Below are 15,145 nucleotides of genomic sequence, written 5' to 3'. Positions count from 1 at the left end.
GGTCAAGGATGCGCTCTCCCTACCTTGGATTTGGGTAAATGGGTGGTTCAACTGGGCGGAAAAGCGACTTATGTAGTATAACTACAAGCTCGCTACAGCCAGGTTTCTCCGATCATAACCGAGTCGCGGCCCGTCGCATGACCGAAGAAACTGGCCCAATGCCCATTCCAGACAGAGCCTGCCCTGTGAATCTGCTGCAACATATCGCCCAGTCGCGGCATCTGCTGCGCAAGTCGGAACTGAAAGTCGCCGACCACGTCCTGCTCGATCCCGCTGCGGTCATGCACAGCTCCATGGCCGACCTGGCCCAGGGCGTCGGGGTCAGCGAACCCACCATCGTCCGCTTCTGCCGGGCCATCGGCTGCGGCGGCTTCCAGGATCTCAAGCTGAAACTGGCCCAGAGCCTGGCCGCCGGCGCCAGCTTCGGCCAGTTCGCCATCCACGAGGACGACTCGGTGGCGGATTTCAGCCTGAAGATCTTCGACACCACCCTGCACACCCTGATGGAAGTGCGCGAGAAGCTCGACCCCGAGGCCCTGCAGCGCGCCATCAACGCCTGCGCCCATGCCCAGCGGGTGGAGTTCTACGGCTTCGGCGCCTCCGGTGCGGTGGCTGCCGACGCCCAGCACAAGTTCTTCCGTCTGCTGCTGACCGCCGCCGCCTATTCCGACCCGCACATGCAGGCCATGTCGGCGGTGACCCTCAAGCCCTCGGACGTGGCCATCTGCATCTCCCAGTCGGGCCGTTCGAAGGACCTGCTGATCACCGCCAACCTGGTGCGTGAGGCCGGCGCCACCCTGATCACCCTGTGCCCGAGCCAGACCCCCCTGGCGGACCTGGCCACGGTGAACCTGGCCATCGACGTGCAGGAAGACACCGAGATCTACACCCCGCTCACCTCCCGCATCGCCCACCTGGTGGTGATCGACGTGCTGGCCATGGGCGTCGCCATGGCCCGTGGCCCGACCCTGGTCAACCACCTCAAGAGCGTGAAGCGCAGCCTGCGGAGCCTGCGGCTGTCGCCCAAGTCCATCAAGAACGCCGAGGACTGAGCCGCTAGCAGCCTGTTGAAATTCGTCCACGCCCGGCCTGGCGTTGAGGTGTGAGGTCTACGGTATCGGCGCCAATCCGCCGGAGACCTCGATTTCCATGCGTGGAGCCGATATCGCTCAGGAGTCCCTGTTCACTGTCGCCAAGCTCGATTTCTGAGTGCCGGCGAGTCTCGAGCCCTCTCAGTCCTTCGAGCATCGGCGTCAGGTCGTCAAAGTGCAGGCTTTGGTCGCTCAGCGGGTCCTGGATGCGGCCGCAGTCATGGCGGTGAATATCAACAGGCTGCTAGAGCGTCCGGATCGACGTCCGGATCGCCCGCGCGCACTCGATCACCGCCGGCGCTAGGCGGCGCTCCGCCTCCGCCTGGGTCCAGCGGCTGGTGGGAGCCACCACGTGCACCGACGCCACCGGGCGGCCTTGGCTGCCGAGGATCGGCGCGGCGATGGTCATGTCGCCCAGAAACAGCTCCTCGTTGTTGATCGCGTAGCCCTTGGCCCGGGTCATCGACACCTGCGCGAGGATCGCCTCCGGGTCCACCAGGGTCTGCTGGGTGTGCCGCTGCAATTCGCTGGCGGCCAGCAGTTCACGCACCTCCCCGTCCTCCAGTGCGCTCAGGTAGGCACGGCCGGAGCCCGTGCAGTACATCGGGATGCGGCTGCCGATGGGCATGTGGATGGGGATGAATTTGGGCGCCACGAAGCGCGCCACGTAGACCATTTCCACACCATCGGGCTCGGTGAGGTTGGTGGTTTCCCCGGTGATCTGCGCCAGTTCGGCAAGGAAGGGGTTGGCCACGTCCACCAGGGTGTCGGCGGCGAGGTAGTTGTAACCGATCTCCATGACCCGGGGAGTGAGCTGGAAGCGCTTGGTCTGCGGGTGCTTGCGCACGTATCCGAGCGCTTCCAGGGTATGGATCATGCGCTGCGCGGAGCTCTTGTTGATGCCGGCCGCCTCGGCCACTTCCGCCAGGTTCATGGTGCGCCGTTGGGCGTCGAAGGCCCGCAACACGGCCAGGCCTTTCTCCAGTGACTGGTTGAACAGGGCGTTGTCGTTGTCGTTCACGGCTGCACTCTCTTGTTTTTTATGTTCTGAATATCGATATTCGATATTTATAAATCTATTTACGATTTTTGTAAATCGCTTATAGTCGGTTCAACGCCTCCTGCCGAATCAGCCGAGGCCATCCATAACGCACAACGACAACAATCAGCGTCCAATGGGAGAACCGCCATGCACCCTCGCTTCCGCCTTCTCAGATGCGCCCTGGCCCTGGTGGCCGGGCTCGGCCTGTCCTCCGGCGCCGTCGCCGAGACCTTCAAGGTCGGCGCCACCGCCACCGGCGTGCCTTTCACCTTCCTCGACGTCAAGAGCCAGAGCATTCAGGGGATGATGGTCGACGCCGCCCAGGCGGTCGCCAAGGCTGGTGGCTTCGAGGTTGAGGTCCAGCAGACCACCTTCGCCGCGCTGATCCCCTCGCTGACCGCGAAGAAGATCGACCTCATCTCCGCCGCCATGCTGCGCACCCCGGCGCGGGAGAAGGTGGTGCAGTACTCCGACCCGGTGTTCAGCTATGGCGAGGGCCTGATCGTCCGCGCCGACGACAGCGGTACCTACACCCGCATGGACGATCTGGCCGGCGAAGTGGTCGGCGCCCAGGTGGGCACGGTGTTCATCGACGAACTGAACAAGCGCGGCCTGTTCAAGGAAGTGCGCGGCTACGACTCCATCGCCGACCTGATGCGCGACCTGGCCCTGGGACGGATCAAGGCCGGCTTCGCCGACCATCCGATCCTTGCCTACCAGATGGCCCAGGGCACCCAGGACAAGGTTCGCCTGGTGCAGGGCTACCAGCCGGTGATCATGGGCGATGTCTGCCTGATCGTGCGCAAGGGCGAGCCGGAGACCCTGGAGCGGGTCAACCGGGGCATCGCCGCCATCAAGGCCGACGGCACCCTCGCCGGCATCATCGAAAAGTGGAAGCTCAATTGAGCATGCCCCGCCCGCCCCTCGGGGCGGGCCTTCCTGAACCTTCCCTCGGGTAGCGCCATGTTTCTCCAGAACGCCCTGGACTTCCTCCCCATTCTGCTGAAAGGGGCGGTGGTCACCCTGCAGGTCACGGCCGGGTCCTTCCTGCTCAGCTCCGTCATCGGCCTCATCCTGGCCCTGATGATGGTGTCCAAGGTTCGCGCCGTGTCGCTCTTCGCCATCGGCCTGGTCAATGTCATCCGCGGCCTGCCGATCATCGTGCAACTGTTCTACATCTACTTCGTGCTGCCGGACTTCGGCATCCAGCTCACCGCCTTCCAGGCCGGTGTCATCGGCCTCGGCATCGCCTACTCGGCGTACCAGGCGGAGAACTTCCGCGCCGGCATCCAGGCCATCCACCAGGGGCAGATCGAAGCGGCCGAATCCCTCGGCATGCGCGGTGCCATGGTGATGCGGCGGGTGGTGCTGCCCCAGGCCTTCCGCATCGCCCTGCCGCCCTATGGCAACACCCTGGTGATGATGCTCAAGGACTCCTCCCTGGTGTCCACCATCACGGTGGCGGAGATGACCCGGGCCGGACAGCTGATCGCCTCCTCCACCTTCGAGAACATGACCGTCTACACCCTGGTGGCGTTGCTCTACCTCGCGCTGAGCCTCCCGCTGTCCTTTGCATTGCGCCGCCTGGAAGCGCGGATCGGAACGAGGAGAAAGGCATGATCGAGATCAAGGGCGTCCACAAGCGCTTCGGCAGCGTCAGTGTGCTGGAGGGCATCGACCTCGAGGTCCGCAGTGGCGAGGTGGTGTGCCTGATCGGCCCATCGGGCTCCGGCAAATCCACCCTGCTGCGCTGCATCAACGGACTGGAATCCTACGAACAGGGGGAGATCCTGGTTTCGTCGCAACGGGTCGATCGCCATGGCAAGGGCATCCACGACATCCGTACCCAGGTGGCCATGGTGTTCCAGCGCTTCAACCTGTTCCCCCATCGCACCGCCCTGGAGAACGTGATGGAAGGGCCGGTTTACGTGAAGAAGGAGAACCCCCGGGAAGCTCGTGAACATGCCCGGGCGCTGCTGGAGAAAGTGGGCCTGGCCCACCGCATGGACGCTTACCCGGATGAGCTTTCCGGCGGCCAGCAACAGCGGGTGGCCATCGCCCGCGCGTTGGCCATGCGCCCCAGGGCGATTCTCTTCGACGAGCCCACCTCGGCCCTCGATCCGGAACTGGTAGGCGAGGTCCTGGCGGTGATGCGCAAGCTCGTGGACGAAGGCATGACCATGGTGGTGGTGACCCACGAAATGGGTTTCGCCCGGGAAGTCGCCGACAAGGTCTGCTTCCTCTACGGCGGGCGCATCCTCGAAGAGGGCGCTTCCCGGCAGGTACTTGGAGCGCCTCGCGAGGTCCGCACCCAGGAGTTCCTCAGGCGTCTGCTGAACAACGGCGAGGTGCCGGCATGAGTGCGCCGCAGTCCGTGCTGCCGAACTCCCTCTGGGCCGCGACGGCGACGGCGGGACCCGAGACGCCGGCCCTTGCCGGGGACATGCAGGTTGACGTGGCCGTGGTAGGCGCGGGCTATACCGGCCTGGTCACAGCCCTGCACCTGGCCGCCGCCGGCACGCGCGTCTGCGTGCTGGATGCCGGTGAGCCCGGCTGGGGCGCCTCGGGTCGCAATGGTGGGCAGGTCATTCCCGGGCTCAAGTACGACCCCGACACCTTGCGCAAGCGGTTTGGCGGCGAACGCGCCGAGCGGTTGATCGAGGTGGCGGGTGGTGCGGCGGACGAGGTGTTCGCGCTGATCGAGCGTTACGCCATCGACTGCGATGCGACCCGCAAGGGTTGGATCCAGCCCGCCGCATCACAGGCGGCGATGCGCATCATCGAAGGCCGTGCCGGGCAGTGGCGCCGGCAGGGCGTGCCGGTGGAGGTGCTGGACCGGGCGGAGGTCGCCGGGCGTATCGGCAGTTCCCATTACCTCGGCGCCTGGGTCGATCCCCGTGCCGGCAGCCTGCAGCCCCTGAGTTACGCGCGTGGCCTGGCCCGCGCGGCCCTTGCCGAAGGTGCGGCGATCCACGGACACAGCCGGGTGACGTCACTGGAGCGGGACCGCGACGCCTGGTGCCTGACCACGGCCCAGGGCTTCCGGGTGCGCGCCGAGCGGGTCGTGCTGGCCACCAACGGTTACACGGACGATCTCTGGCCCGGCCTGCGGCAGACGGTGATCGCCGCCAATAGCTTCATCGTCGCTACCCGGCCGTTGCCCGACGCCCTGCGCCGATCGGTACTGCCGGGCGGGGAAGTCTGCTCGGATGCCCGGAGGCTTCTGCTCTACTTCAAGCAGGATGCCCATGGGCGGTTGCTGCTCGGCGGACGCGGCCCCTTCGCCGAGCCGTCTCGCACTGGCGATTGGGGGCATCTGGAGCAGTCCCTGGCCAGCCTGTTCCCGCAGCTGGCGGGGGTGCCTTTCGAGTACCGCTGGAGCGGACGCGTGGCCCTGACCCAGGATTTCCTGCCTCACCTGCACGAACCGGCTCCAGGTCTCAGCATGCTGTTGGGCTACAACGGGCGCGGCGTGGCTCTGGCGACCGCGCTGGGCCGCCACTTGGCGCGGCGGCTCCTGGGGACGGCGGATGACTTCCCGTTTCCCCTGACCGGTATCCGGCCCATCCCCTTCCATGGCCTGCAGCGCCTCTACCTGGGCGCGGGCATCGCCTGGTATCGGCTGCTGGACGCCCTCTGCTGACCCGCCCTCACGCCAGCCCCTGCCTCACCAGCAAGCGTTCGATGGCCTCGATGAAGGGGCCGCTGCCCGGCCAGCTGGTGATGCGGCCGAGCGGCCGGCCCTGGTAGAGCGCGACGAAGGTGGGCACGCCGTGCAGGCCGAAGCGCAGGGCCAGGGCCGGGTCTTCCGCCACTTCGTCGTGCAGCCAGCGCACCTGGGGCCACTGGCAGCGTTCCTGGGTGCGCAGCAGGTCGTGCTTGGCCACGTCGCAGAGGGGGCAGTCGTCCTGCCAGAGGTAGAGCAGCACCAACCGCTGGCGCTCGCTGGCGAGCACGTCGTCGAGGATGCTGGCGCGCACCCGCTGGATGGGAAAGCGTGCGAAGAATTCGGCGGCATTGCTCATGGCGTCCTCCCGCTGCCTGTGCGCCTATCGCTGAGCAAAGTCGCCGGGGGCCGGTCTGTCCAGCTACCGGCTCGATAGCCTGAAACCCGCCGTTCACCACAGGTTCACCGGGCCTTCGCCAAAGCGTCATGGAGCGGCGCCATGCTGCGCCTACCAGACCCGACCCAGGGAGAGATGCCATGCAGCGCTTCGACCGAGAGCCCATCCATCTGGACAGAAAGACCCGGCGCAAGCTCGAGGACCAGCGGCGGATGAAATTCCGCCGCGCCATCGAGGACCGCGTCGAGCAGCGCCGGCTGCTGATGGAATGCGCCGACTACCCCGACCTGATCGCCGCTAACTACCTTTTGTCGTCAAAGGCAGTGCGCCGGAAAAGCGGTGGGTAAGTGCGCTGATCTGCTGGCGTTCTTCGCGGATAAAGGCGAGAAAGGCCTGGGCCACCGGCGATAGCCGCTTGCCCTTGGCGTGCACCGCGCACCAGCTGCGGTAGAGGGGCAGCTCCTCCACCGGCAGTTCCCTCAGGAGCCCGGTGGCCAGCTCCAGGCTCACCGCGTGGCGGGGGATCAGGGCGATGCCCAGGTCCGCCACCACGCATTCCTTCTGCGCATCCAGCGAGGCCACTTCCATGGTCTGGGCGAAGTGCGCGCGTTTCTGCTGGAAGTACTCCTCGCAGGCCTTGCGGGTGCCGGAACCGGCCTCGCGCACCAGCAGCGTGTAGGGCTCCAGGTCCTTCAGCACCAGCTTCGCGGCGTTGCACAGCGGATGACCGGGGGGCGCCACCGCGACGATGGGGTTGTTGAGGAAGGGCAGGAATTCCAGGGCCATGTCCTGGGGCACCAGGGACATGATCACCAGGTCGTCGCGGTTGTCCGACAGGCGCTTGATCACCTGGGCGCGGTTGGTCACCACCAGGTGCAGGCTCACGTCCGGATGCTGGTCGCGGAAGGCGGCGAACAGGTGCGGCACGAAGTACTTGGCGCTGGATTCCACCGCCAGGTTGAGCTGGCCCTGCAGCGAGCCCTGGAGGTCGGACAGCTGCATGTCCAGGCTTTCCAGGCGCTGGAAGATATCGCTGCTGGCGCGCATCAGCGCCTCCGCCGCGTCGGTCACGTAGAGCTTCTTGCCGACGTACTCGAACAGGGGCTGGCCCACCAGCTCTTCCAGCTGGCGGATCTGCAGACTGACGGCCGGCTGGGTCAGCGCCATTTCCTCTGCCGCGCGGCTGTAGGAACGGCTTTCGAAGACGGCACGGAATACCTGGAGCTGGCGCAGGGTCATGCGCAGCAGGGTCTTGCGCATCGGTGGGAGGCCTCGTGGGGTGGGCGGGGTGGCTGACTATAAGATGATCCTAATGGATACCCCAATAATTATTGATTGGGGTTATTCACGTCGAGCGCGTAGGGTTTGTACGCGACCGCTTCACGATCAGCGGTCACCCAACGACCGGCCCAGCCGATCGCCTGCCCACTTGGTCGAGGGAAAACTCGTGATCAAGAAAATCCTGATCGCCAACCGTGGCGAGATTGCCGTCCGCATCGTGCGCGCTTGCGCCGAGATGGGCATTCGCTCGGTGGCCATCTACTCCGACGCCGATCGGCACGCCCTGCACGTCAAGCGTGCGGACGAAGCCCACAGCATCGGTGACGACCCGCTGGCCGGGTACCTGAACCCGCGCAAACTGGTGAACCTCGCCGTTGAAACCGGCTGCGATGCCCTCCACCCCGGCTACGGCTTCCTCTCGGAGAACGCCGAGCTGGCGGAAATCTGCGCCGAGCGCGGCATCAAGTTCATCGGACCTTCCGCCGAAGTCATCCGCCGCATGGGCGACAAGACCGAGGCCCGCCGCAGCATGATCAAGGCCGGCGTGCCGGTCACCCCGGGCACCGAAGGCAACGTCGCCGACCTCGACGAAGCCCTGCGGGAAGGCGAACGCATCGGCTACCCGGTGATGCTCAAGGCCACCTCCGGTGGTGGCGGCCGGGGCATCCGTCGCTGCAACAGCCGCGAGGAGCTGGAGCAGGCCTACCCGCGCGTGATCTCCGAGGCCACCAAGGCCTTCGGCTCGGCGGAAGTCTTCCTCGAGAAGTGCATCGTCAACCCGAAGCACATCGAAGCCCAGGTGCTGGCCGACTCCTTCGGCAACACCGTGCACCTGTTCGAGCGCGACTGCTCGATCCAGCGCCGCAACCAGAAACTCATCGAGATCGCCCCCAGCCCGCAGCTCACCCCCGAGCAGCGCGCCTACATCGGCGACCTCTCCGTGCGCGCGGCCAAGGCCGTGGGCTACGAGAACGCCGGCACCGTGGAGTTCCTGCTCGCCGATGGCGAGGTGTACTTCATGGAGATGAACACCCGGGTGCAGGTGGAGCACACCATCACCGAGGAAATCACCGGCATCGACATCGTCCGCGAGCAGATCCGCATCGCCTCGGGCCAGGAGCTGTCGATCAAGCAGGACGACATCATCCACCGCGGCTTCGCCCTGCAGTTCCGCATCAACGCCGAGGACCCGAAGAACAACTTCCTCCCGTCCTTCGGCAAGATCACCCGCTACTACGCCCCCGGCGGCCCCGGCGTGCGTACCGACACCGCGATCTACACCGGCTACACCATTCCGCCCTACTACGACTCGATGTGCCTGAAGCTCATCGTCTGGGCGCTGACCTGGGAAGAGGCCCTGGACCGTGGCCTGCGCGCCCTCGACGACATGCGCGTGCAGGGCGTGCGGACCACCGCTCCCTACTACCAGGAGATCCTGCGCAACGAGGAGTTCCGCAGCGGCCAGTTCAACACCAGCTTCGTCGAAGCCCACCCGGAACTGACCCAGTACTCCATCAAACGCAACCCGTCGCACCTGGCCATCGCCATCGCCACCGCCATCGCCGCCCACGCCGGCCTGTAGGGGAAGGATTCAGAACATGAGCAAGAAAATCAGCATCACCGATACCATCCTGCGCGACGCCCACCAGTCCCTGCTGGCCACCCGCATGCGCACCGAGGACATGCTCCCGATCTGCGACAAGCTGGACAAGGTCGGCTACTGGTCCCTGGAAGTCTGGGGCGGCGCCACCTTCGACGCCTGCGTGCGCTTCCTCAAGGAAGACCCCTGGGAGCGCCTGCGCAAACTCAAGGCCGCCCTGCCCAACACCCGCCTGCAGATGCTGCTGCGCGGCCAGAACCTGCTGGGCTACCGCCACTACAGCGACGACGTGGTCCGCGCCTTCGTGGCCAAGGCCGCGGTCAACGGCATCGACGTGTTCCGCATCTTCGACGCCATGAACGACGTGCGTAACCTGCGCGTCTCCATCGAGGCGGTGAAGGCTGCCGGCAAGCATGCCCAGGGCACCATCTGCTACACCACCAGCCCGGTGCACACCATCGACGCCTTCGTCGAGCAGGCCAAGCAGATGGCCGCCATGGGCGTGGACTCCATCGCCATCAAGGACATGGCCGGCCTGCTGACCCCCTTCGCCACCGGCGACCTGGTCAAGGCCCTGAAGGAGGCCCTGCCCCTGGAAGTGGTGGTGCACTCCCACGACACCGCCGGCGTGGCCAGCATGTGCCAGCTGAAGGCCGTGGAAAATGGCGCCGACCGCATCGACACCGCCATCTCCAGCATGGCCTGGGGCACCAGCCACCCGGGCACCGAGTCCATGGTCGCGGCCCTGCGCAACACCCCCTATGACACCGGCCTGGACCTGGAGCTGATCCAGGAGATCGGCATGTACTTCCACGCCGTGCGCAAGAAGTACCACCAGTTCGAGAGCGAATTCACCGGCGTCGACACCCGCGTGCAGGTCAACCAGGTGCCGGGCGGCATGATCTCCAACCTGGCCAACCAGCTGAAGGAACAGGGCGCCCTGAACCGCATGGCCGAAGTGCTGGAAGAGATCCCGCGCGTGCGTGCCGACCTGGGCTACCCGCCCCTGGTCACCCCCACCTCGCAGATCGTCGGCACCCAGGCCTTCTTCAACGTCCTGGCCGGCGAGCGCTACAAGACCATCACCAACGAGGTGAAGCTCTACCTGCAGGGCCGCTACGGCCGTGCCGCCGGCACCATCAACGAAGAACTGCGCCGCCAGGCCATCGGCAACGAGGAAGTGATCGACGTGCGCCCGGCCGACCTGCTCAAGCCCGAGCTGGACAAGCTGCGCGCCGAGATCGGCAGCCTGGCCAAGTGCGAGGAGGACGTACTGACCTTCGCCATGTTCCCGGACATCGGCCGCAAGTTCCTCGAAGAGCGCGCCGCCGGCACCCTCAAGCCCGAGGAGCTGCTGCCCATCCCCAACGGCCAGGGCCCGGCTCCGGTCGGTGGCGAAGGCGTGCCCACCGAGTTCGTGGTGGACGTGCACGGCGAGAGCTACCGCGTCGACATCACCGGCGTGGGCGTGAAGAGCGACGGCAAGCGCCACTTCTACCTGTCCATCGACGGCATGCCGGAAGAAGTGGTGTTCGAGCCGCTGAACGCGTTCATCGGCGGTGCCAGCAACAAGCGCAAGAGCGCCAGCGCCCCGGGCGATGTCAGCACCACCATGCCGGGCAACATCGTCGATGTGCTGGTGAAGGAAGGCGATGTGGTCAAGGCCGGCCAGGCCGTGCTGATCACCGAAGCCATGAAGATGGAAACCGAGGTCCAGGCTCCCATCGCAGGCACCGTCAAGGCCATCCACGTCGCCAAGGGCGACCGGGTGAACCCGGACGAGGTGCTGGTCGAAATCGTCGCCTGATGCTTTTCTAGCAAGTCCCCGTGGGGAGCCGCGAGGCTCCCCTTTTTTATCCGTGGGACGCCAGTGAATTTCTCAATGGGCGCCATGCAAATCGTCTTGTGGCGTCTGCAAGGCCCGGTTGCGCATCCTGCGCCTCCGGCCACCGTGAACCCAGGGAGGAACCCCATGAAAACCGTTGCCCAGATGCTGCGCGCCAAACCCCGCCAGCAGGTCCACACCATCGAAGCCGACGTGCCCATGCTGGACGCCCTGCGGCTGCTGGCCGAACAGAACATCGGCGCATTGCCGGTGACCGAAGGGGGGCGCCTGGTGGGCATCGTCAGCGAGCGCGACTACGCCCGTCGCGGCGTGCTCCAGGGCCGCTCCTCGGTGGCCACCCCGGTGCGCGAGTTCATGACCGAGCCGGTGTTCACCGTCAACGCGGGCCAGAGCATCCGTGAATGCATGTCCCTGATGACCGACCGCCACATGCGCCACCTGCCGGTGGTCGAGGACGGCCAGCTGATCGGCCTGCTGTCCATCGGCGACCTGGTGAAGGAAGCCATGGCCGAACAGGACGAACTGATCAAGCACCTGGAGCAGTACATCCGCGGCGAATCGGCCTGATCGCCGCGCGCACCGGGGCCTGGGGGGCAAGAAGTGGGGCACCGGGCCGCAGCCGGCATCCCTCTCCCCAGTCCTCTCCCGAAGGGAGAGGGGGCTGTCCGTAAGGCCATGGTCGACTCAGTCGGCCATTTCCCCGCACAGGTCCAGGGCGAACCAGTGCTCCACCTCTTCCTGGGCGAGGCCCGCGCCCAGCAGGGCGAAGAGCTTGCCCAGGGCCGCCTCGCGGGTCATGCCGCCGGCGGGTACCAGGCCGGTGGCCATGAGCTGGCTGCCGGCGGCGTACACGCCCGCCTGGACATGGCCGGCCGGGCACTGGCTGGTGGCGACCAGCACCACGCCGCGCCCGTGGGCTTCACGCAGGGCCTCCAGCAGCGCCAGGTCATCGGCGGGGCCGGTGCCGCTGCCGTAGCATTCCAGGATCAGCCCCTTCACGCCGCTGCCGAGCAGGCCGCGCACATGGCCGGCCTCGATGCCGGGAAACAGCGGCAGCACCGCCAGGTTCACCGGCTGGCGCGGTGTGCGGTAGTCCAGCCCGGCCGGAAGGTTGCCGGCTCGTTTCGCTTCCCGGGGGCGGGGCAGTTCGGCGAAGGCGTCGAAGGCCTCCGAGCGCAGCTTGCTGGCGCGGGCGCCATGCAGCAGCTGGCCGTTGAAGTAGAGATGAACCCCGGGCGCCACGCCCTGGCGCAGGGCCTCGACGGCGCCCAGCAGGTTCGGCCAGGCATCGCCGCCTTCGCTGCCGGCGGGCAGCATGGCCCCGGTCAATACCACCGGCACCGGCAGGCCCAGCAGCAGGAAGCCCAGGGCGGCGGCGCTGTAGGCCAGGGTGTCGGTGCCGTGCAGCAGCAGCACGCCGTCGCAGCCGGCCTCCACCGCCGTGACTATGGCGTCGCGCATGGCCAGCCAGTTGACCTGGCGCATGTTGGCGCTGTCGATCAGCGGCAGCAGTTCCTCGAAACGCCAGTCGAGGGCGACGCCCCGGGCGTCCAGCTGCTCGCGCATGCGTGCCTCGAAACCGCCCGCCGGCGCCAGGCCTTCGGCGGTCTGCAGCATGCCGATGGTGCCGCCGGTATAGAGCACGAAGAGATTCTTCACAGCCTTCATCCTGTGGGTAACTCGGGAAATCATGGGCCGAAAACGACAGTGCCGCTCTCCGTATCAACGGTAGAGCGGCACCGGCGTCTCACCAGGAGGCGCGATCAGCGGTGGCTCTGCGCCAGGCCGTCGGCCGCTTCTTCAGCCTTGGCGTCGCCCGCTTGGGCGCCGTGCCAGGCTTTCGGATCCAGGTCCAGGTCGGAGAACTTGCTGGCGTCGAACACCGGCTCCTGCACACCCGCCTTGATCTGGCCATCGTAGTCGCGCATCAGGCGCATGCCCACCTTGAACAGCAGGGAGATGGCCACCAGGTTCACCAGCGCCAGCAGGCCCATGGTCACGTCGGCGAAGCCGAACACGGTGGACAGGTCCTGCATCGAACCCCAGAGCACCAGGGCCATCACCAGCACGCGGTAGCCCTGTACCAGGATGCGCTTGGTGCTGAAGAAGCTCAGGGCGTTCTCACCCAGGTAGTAGTTGTACACCAGGGTGGTGAAGACGAAGAGCAGCAGCGCCATGCTCACGAACACGCGGCCCCACTCGCCGACTTCGGCCGCCAGGGCGGTCTGGGTCAGGACCACGCCGGCCATCTCGCTGCCCGGCTGGTAGACGCCGGAGAGCAGGATGATCAGGGCGGTGCTGGTGCACACCAGCAGGGTGTCGATGAACACGCTGAGGGACTGCACGATGCCCTGGGCGGCCGGGTGCTTGACCTCGGCGACGGCGGCCACGTTGGGCGCGCTGCCCAGGCCCGCTTCGTTGGAGAACAGGCCGCGTTTCACGCCCATGATGATGGCCGCGCCGACGCCGCCGGCGAAGGCCGGTTCCAGGCCCAGGGCGCTCTTCACGATCAGCGCCAGGGTGGCCGGCACTTCGGTGATGTTCATGCCGATGACCACCAGGGCCATCAGGATGTAGGTGCCGGCCATGATGGGCACCAGCACGTCGGCCATGGCGGCGATGCGCTTGATGCCGCCGAACACGATCAGGCCGATCACACCCACCAGGAGGACGCCGCTGACCCAGGTCGGCAGGCCGAAGGTGTCATGCATCGAAGTGGCCACGGTGAAGGACTGCACGGCGTTGAAGCCGAAGCCGAAGGTCACCAGCAGCAGGATCGAGAAGATCACCGCCAGCCAGCGCTGGCCGAGACCATGCAGGATGTAGAAGGCCGGGCCGCCACGGTAGGTGCCGTCGGCTTCGCGACGCTTGTAGAGCTGGGCCAGGGAGCACTCGAAGTAGCTGGTGGCCATGCCGAGCAGCGCCACGATCCACATCCAGAACACGGCGCCCGGGCCACCGAGCATGATGGCCACCGCGACACCGGCGATGTTGCCCGCGCCCACGCGGCCGGCAACCGACAGCATCAGCGCCTGGAACGAGCTGAGCTGGCCTTCCTTGCGCTGCAGGGCCTGGCCGAAGATGCGGAACATGTCGCTGAAGTAGCGAAACTGGACGAAACGGGAGCTGATGGAGAAGAAAAGACCGAGGCCCACGAGGACGACGATCAGCAATTTGCTCCAGAGGAGGTCATTGAGGAAATCGAGCATGGCGATTCACCTGATCCAGTTGTTGTTTTTGGGAAGATCAGCGTCGCGGCAACGGCATGCAGCACCGCTTCACTGGGAAGGTTGCGCATGGTTGTGCAGGAAAAGTCCTGTAGCAATTTCGCGGAGCGCATCGAGTTGACGCGACTTGGCGCTATAATCGCGCCGCTCGCATCAGGCAGGAGGGCGCAATGGCGGATTATCTGGGCAACAATCTGAAGCTGCTGTGCGGCCACTACCGCTCTATCGCGGAGGTTTGCCGCAAGCTGGGCATCAACCGCGCCCAGTTCAACAAGTACCTCGGCGGCCAGAGCCGACCGACCCCCTACAACCTCAAGCGCATCTGCGATTTCTTCGGTGTCGAGGACTATGAACTGGCCCTGCCCCCCGAACAGTTCGCCCGGCTCCTGGGTACCCGGCCCGCCGGCCAGGGAGGGGAGACCCGCAGCGACCCGCTGATGGAACTGCTGGCGCCCCTGCGGGAGCAGTCCGGCAACCTGTCGCGCTACTGCGGTTACTACTTCGAGTACTCCAACTGCATGTCGGTGCCCGGCACCGTCCTGCTGTCCCTGGTGCGCCTGTGGGAGGACGACGGCAACTTCCTCTTCGAGCGCCAGGAGCGCCAGGAACGCTCCACCAGCACCAACGTGGAGGCCGAAGACTGGGTGCGCTGCCGCTACCTGGGCGCCGCCTTCCAGCTGCAGGACCGCCTGTTCCTGGTGGACTACGAGTCCCTCACCCTCAACGAGATGAGCCAGACCATTCTCATCCCCAGCTACAAGAGCCGCATCACCCGCCTCAATGGCCTCAAGACCGGCGTCTCCAGCGGCGACCGGCGCAATCCGGCCTGCACCCGGGTGGTCTGGGAATACCTCGGCCCCGACATCAACCGCGTCGCCGCCTACCGCCAGGTGAAGCTCTACCGCCCCGACGACCCGCGTATCGACGACGACGTGCGCGAACGCCTGGACGTGGCGCCGCTGAAGAACGGCCTGTTCGAGATCGAGTGAGGAGC

15 protein-coding genes are annotated in these 15,145 nt (G+C 66.3%); 10 read left to right on the top strand and 5 right to left on the bottom strand.

What is annotated here, in order from left to right; genetic code table 11:
* Positions 1-185 precede the first annotated feature (185 nt).
* Positions 186-1,052: a transcriptional regulator HexR gene (gene hexR, locus KF707C_RS28355; protein ID WP_003457915.1), complete on the top strand. Its 867-nt coding sequence runs from the start codon at positions 186-188 to the stop codon at positions 1,050-1,052.
* A gap of 283 nt (positions 1,053-1,335) precedes the next feature.
* Here the strand turns inward: hexR and KF707C_RS28350 are convergent, their stop codons facing one another.
* Positions 1,336-2,112, bottom strand: coding sequence for an IclR family transcriptional regulator (locus KF707C_RS28350; RefSeq protein ID WP_003457911.1), 777 nt, complete (start codon positions 2,110-2,112; stop codon positions 1,336-1,338).
* A gap of 168 nt (positions 2,113-2,280) precedes the next feature.
* Here KF707C_RS28350 and KF707C_RS28345 point away from each other — a divergent pair, with 168 nt between their 5' ends.
* From KF707C_RS28345 to KF707C_RS28330, 4 genes are read left to right on the top strand one after another with little or no spacing between them, the layout of a single operon-like run.
* The gene (locus KF707C_RS28345) at positions 2,281-3,039 is read left to right on the top strand and encodes an ABC transporter substrate-binding protein (protein WP_003457910.1); all 759 of its coding nucleotides are present in this window, start codon (positions 2,281-2,283) and stop codon (positions 3,037-3,039) included.
* A 57-nt stretch (positions 3,040-3,096) separates the two neighbouring features.
* Entirely contained in the window at positions 3,097-3,753 is a 657-nt protein-coding gene (locus KF707C_RS28340; protein WP_003457909.1) for an amino acid ABC transporter permease, read from the top strand.
* Positions 3,750-4,493, top strand: a complete 744-nt coding sequence (locus tag KF707C_RS28335) for an amino acid ABC transporter ATP-binding protein (protein WP_003457907.1) — start codon at positions 3,750-3,752, stop codon at positions 4,491-4,493. Before KF707C_RS28340 ends, KF707C_RS28335 begins: the two co-directional genes overlap by 4 nt.
* Complete coding sequence (locus tag KF707C_RS28330; protein WP_036994609.1) at positions 4,490-5,776, top strand: NAD(P)/FAD-dependent oxidoreductase; 1,287 nt, start codon at positions 4,490-4,492, stop codon at positions 5,774-5,776. The genes KF707C_RS28335 and KF707C_RS28330 overlap by 4 nt, the downstream gene beginning before the upstream one ends.
* 7 nt (positions 5,777-5,783) lie before the next feature.
* Here KF707C_RS28330 and KF707C_RS28325 read toward each other — a convergent pair whose 3' ends face one another.
* On the bottom strand, positions 5,784-6,158 hold the full coding sequence (locus KF707C_RS28325; protein WP_003457901.1) for a thioredoxin family protein: 375 nt from the start codon (positions 6,156-6,158) through the stop codon (positions 5,784-5,786).
* A 179-nt stretch (positions 6,159-6,337) separates the two neighbouring features.
* Between KF707C_RS28325 and KF707C_RS28320 the strand changes: the two genes are divergently transcribed.
* Positions 6,338-6,544: a PA3496 family putative envelope integrity protein gene (locus KF707C_RS28320; RefSeq protein ID WP_003457899.1), complete on the top strand. Its 207-nt coding sequence runs from the start codon at positions 6,338-6,340 to the stop codon at positions 6,542-6,544.
* Here KF707C_RS28320 and KF707C_RS28315 read toward each other — a convergent pair.
* A complete protein-coding gene (locus KF707C_RS28315) occupies positions 6,495-7,457 on the bottom strand; it encodes a LysR family transcriptional regulator (RefSeq protein WP_003457894.1) in 963 nt (320 codons plus the stop codon). The two genes, KF707C_RS28320 and KF707C_RS28315, sit on opposite strands and share 50 nt — an antisense overlap.
* A 187-nt stretch (positions 7,458-7,644) precedes the next feature.
* On the opposite strand from KF707C_RS28315, the gene KF707C_RS28310 reads away from it, so the two are divergent.
* From KF707C_RS28310 to KF707C_RS28300, 3 genes are all read left to right on the top strand, one after another.
* Positions 7,645-9,060 carry an acetyl-CoA carboxylase biotin carboxylase subunit gene (locus tag KF707C_RS28310; protein WP_003457892.1) on the top strand — a complete coding sequence of 472 codons (1,416 nt, stop codon included), beginning with the start codon at positions 7,645-7,647 and terminating at the stop codon, positions 9,058-9,060.
* A 16-nt stretch (positions 9,061-9,076) separates the two neighbouring features.
* Positions 9,077-10,885 carry a sodium-extruding oxaloacetate decarboxylase subunit alpha gene (oadA, locus tag KF707C_RS28305; protein WP_003457890.1) on the top strand — a complete coding sequence of 603 codons (1,809 nt, stop codon included), beginning with the start codon at positions 9,077-9,079 and terminating at the stop codon, positions 10,883-10,885.
* A 165-nt stretch (positions 10,886-11,050) separates the two neighbouring features.
* Positions 11,051-11,491, top strand: coding sequence for a CBS domain-containing protein (locus KF707C_RS28300; protein ID WP_003457888.1), 441 nt, complete (start codon positions 11,051-11,053; stop codon positions 11,489-11,491).
* A gap of 117 nt (positions 11,492-11,608) precedes the next feature.
* On the opposite strand, the gene KF707C_RS28295 is transcribed toward KF707C_RS28300, so the two are convergent.
* Positions 11,609-12,592, bottom strand: a complete 984-nt coding sequence (locus tag KF707C_RS28295) for an asparaginase (protein WP_036994607.1) — start codon at positions 12,590-12,592, stop codon at positions 11,609-11,611.
* 95 nt (positions 12,593-12,687) lie between these two features.
* Positions 12,688-14,133, bottom strand: coding sequence for an alanine/glycine:cation symporter family protein (locus KF707C_RS28290; RefSeq protein WP_003457884.1), 1,446 nt, complete (start codon positions 14,131-14,133; stop codon positions 12,688-12,690).
* Positions 14,134-14,321: 188 nt separating this feature from the next.
* Between KF707C_RS28290 and KF707C_RS28285 the strand changes: the two genes are divergently transcribed.
* Entirely contained in the window at positions 14,322-15,140 is an 819-nt protein-coding gene (locus KF707C_RS28285) for a helix-turn-helix domain-containing protein (RefSeq protein WP_003457881.1), read from the top strand.
* The last annotated feature ends 5 nt before the right edge of the window (positions 15,141-15,145 follow it).

The sequence above is a fragment of the Pseudomonas furukawaii genome (assembly GCF_002355475.1).
In the GTDB taxonomy this organism is placed as follows: domain Bacteria; phylum Pseudomonadota; class Gammaproteobacteria; order Pseudomonadales; family Pseudomonadaceae; genus Metapseudomonas; species Metapseudomonas furukawaii.
Note: the sequence above shows the minus strand (reverse complement) of the source record. Positions and strands in the feature narration are given on the sequence as shown.

Bases quoted from the DNA above. Each gene is read 5' to 3' on its own strand.
- KF707C_RS28345 (WP_003457910.1), top strand. From the start codon at position 2,281: ATGCACCCTCGCTTCCGCCTTCTCAGATGCGCCCTGGCCCTGGTGGCC.
- KF707C_RS28340 (WP_003457909.1), top strand. From the start codon at position 3,097: ATGTTTCTCCAGAACGCCCTGGACTTCCTCCCCATTCTGCTGAAAGGG.
- KF707C_RS28335 (WP_003457907.1), top strand. From the start codon at position 3,750: ATGATCGAGATCAAGGGCGTCCACAAGCGCTTCGGCAGCGTCAGTGTG.
- KF707C_RS28330 (WP_036994609.1), top strand. From the start codon at position 4,490: ATGAGTGCGCCGCAGTCCGTGCTGCCGAACTCCCTCTGGGCCGCGACG.
- KF707C_RS28325 (WP_003457901.1), bottom strand. From the start codon at position 6,158: ATGAGCAATGCCGCCGAATTCTTCGCACGCTTTCCCATCCAGCGGGTG.
- KF707C_RS28320 (WP_003457899.1), top strand. From the start codon at position 6,338: ATGCAGCGCTTCGACCGAGAGCCCATCCATCTGGACAGAAAGACCCGG.
- KF707C_RS28315 (WP_003457894.1), bottom strand. From the start codon at position 7,457: ATGCGCAAGACCCTGCTGCGCATGACCCTGCGCCAGCTCCAGGTATTC.
- oadA (WP_003457890.1), top strand. From the start codon at position 9,077: ATGAGCAAGAAAATCAGCATCACCGATACCATCCTGCGCGACGCCCAC.
- KF707C_RS28300 (WP_003457888.1), top strand. From the start codon at position 11,051: ATGAAAACCGTTGCCCAGATGCTGCGCGCCAAACCCCGCCAGCAGGTC.
- KF707C_RS28295 (WP_036994607.1), bottom strand. From the start codon at position 12,592: ATGAAGGCTGTGAAGAATCTCTTCGTGCTCTATACCGGCGGCACCATC.
- KF707C_RS28290 (WP_003457884.1), bottom strand. From the start codon at position 14,133: ATGCTCGATTTCCTCAATGACCTCCTCTGGAGCAAATTGCTGATCGTC.
- KF707C_RS28285 (WP_003457881.1), top strand. From the start codon at position 14,322: ATGGCGGATTATCTGGGCAACAATCTGAAGCTGCTGTGCGGCCACTAC.